Source organism: Calothrix sp. CBUCES-K 9914, assembly GCF_059640475.1.
In genome coordinates this window covers 1-2,230 of the sequence record NZ_JBXXZH010000510.1, presented here as the reverse complement: position 1 = coordinate 2,230, position 2,230 = coordinate 1, and the positions used below count along the sequence as shown (strand labels likewise).

Here is a 2,230-nt window from a genome sequence, read left to right as displayed (position 1 = left end):
CTCCGAGCCTCATCATAGAGTCTGTTGTGTGAAAAAAAACATTCGAGAATTGAAGTTTTAGTATAAGCAAGGAGATTTATGACAAGTAAGCCGGAACGGGTGGTGCTGATTGGAGTTGCTGGAGACTCTGGGTGTGGAAAGTCCACGTTTTTGCGTCGCTTGACAGATTTGTTTGGCGAAGAGTTAATGACGGTTATTTGTCTTGATGACTATCACTGTCTCGACCGGAAACAGCGCAAAGAAACTGGGATAACAGCACTCGACCCACGGGCAAATAATTTTGACTTGATGTACGAGCAAATTAAAGCGCTCAAAGATAATCAGTCAATTATGAAGCCGATTTACAACCACGAAACCGGTATGATTGACCCAGCCGAGTTAATCGAACCAAATCATATTATTGTGGTTGAGGGTTTACATCCTTTATATGATGAGCGAGTACGCGGACTAATTGACTTTAGCGTTTACTTTGATATTAGCGATGAAGTCAAAATTGCTTGGAAAGTTCAGCGCGATATGGCAGAACGTGGTCATAGCTATGAAGACGTTTTACAAGCTATCAACTCGCGTAGACCAGATTTCCAAAAATATATTGAACCCCAACGCGAATTTGCTGACATCGTTCTTCAGGTATTACCAACCAACTTAATTAAAAACGATACAGAACGTAAAGTTTTACGTGTACGGATGTTACAGCGCGAAAACAAAGAAGGTTTTGAGCCTGTATACTTGTTCGATGAAGGTTCAACAATTACCTGGACTCCTTGCGGACGCAAGCTAACTTGTTCTTACCCAGGTATGCAATTGTACTATGGTTCTGATGTATACTATGGTCGTTACGTCTCTGTTTTAGAAGTTGATGGTCAGTTCGATAATCTCGATGAAGTGATTTATATTGAAACTCATCTTAGCAAGACTTCTACTAAGTATGAAGGTGAGTTGACGCATTTATTGGTTCAGCACCGTGAATATCCTGGCTCGAACAATGGTACTGGTTTGTTCCAAGTACTTACTGGTTTGAAAATGCGCGCGGCTTACGAACGTGTAACAGCAAAAGAAGCAAAGATTGCTGTGAAAGTGTAATTTAAGTATAAGTATAATTACTGGAAGTTAGGGTGCCCCATAGGTGCCCTTTTTTAATGCAACAGCCGCGTAAGTATTGTTGCGAAACGTTATAGCTCATTAAAGATTTTCAGTAAAATTACGTGATTTTCATGAAGATAACAAAAGTGTGAGTTGTCAAAGTAAAAATGTTGTTATGATTGCTGATTAAAGCGGCTAAACAATATATCTAGATACAGATTTTTTGTAGCGGCTTGACCAAGAAGTTAGTGGAGGAAGTTCATTTGTCACGTCGAAATTTATTCACCTCCGAGTCTGTAACCGAAGGACACCCAGATAAAGTTTGCGACCAAATCTCAGACACTATTCTGGATGCACTGCTGGCACAAGACGCACAAAGTCGTGTTGCAGCAGAGGTTGTAGTTAACACAGGCATGGTAGTTATTACAGGTGAAATTACTACAAAAGCAAATGTTAACTACGTGAAATTGGTACGTCAGAAAATCGCTGAAATTGGCTATAACGATGCGGATAATGGCTTTTCTGCTACCAGTTGCTCGGTTTTAGTCGCGTTAGACGAACAGTCACCTGACATTGCCCAAGGTGTTAACACTGCTCAAGAAACCCGCGAGCAAAGCAGCGATGAAGCTTTTGACTTGGTTGGCGCCGGCGACCAAGGTATTATGTTTGGTTTCGCTTGTAACGAAACTCCAGAATTAATGCCTTTGCCAATTAGCTTATCTCACCGTATCGCGCGCCGTTTGGCAGTTGTTCGTAAAACCAAACAGCTACCTTACCTGCGTCCAGATGGTAAAACCCAAGTTACCGTCGTTTACGAAAACGGGCGCCCAGTTGGTATCGACACAATTCTAATTTCAACTCAGCACGATGCCACAATTGGTGACATCACCTCAGAAGCTGCTGTCCAAGCCAAAATTAAAGAAGACTTGTGGGGCGCTGTTGTTGAACCTGTGTTTGGAGATTTAGAAATTAAGCCAGATGCACAAACTCGCTTTTTAGTCAACCCTACAGGTAAATTTGTAGTTGGTGGACCACAAGGTGATGCTGGTTTGACCGGACGCAAAATCATCGTTGATACCTACGGCGGTTACTCACGACATGGTGGTGGCGCCTTCTCTGGCAAAGACCCCACAAAAGTTGACCGCAG

General features: G+C 42.3%; 2 protein-coding genes. Both read left to right on the top strand.

What is annotated here, in order from left to right:
* The first annotated feature begins 78 nt into the window (after positions 1–78).
* Complete coding sequence (locus AC2JBO_RS44600; RefSeq protein ID WP_496960028.1) at positions 79–1,083, top strand: phosphoribulokinase; 1,005 nt, start codon at positions 79–81, stop codon at positions 1,081–1,083.
* A 263-nt stretch (positions 1,084–1,346) separates the two neighbouring features.
* Positions 1,347–2,230: methionine adenosyltransferase (gene metK, locus AC2JBO_RS44595; RefSeq protein ID WP_496960027.1), on the top strand; the 884-nt coding region annotated here is incomplete at its 3' end.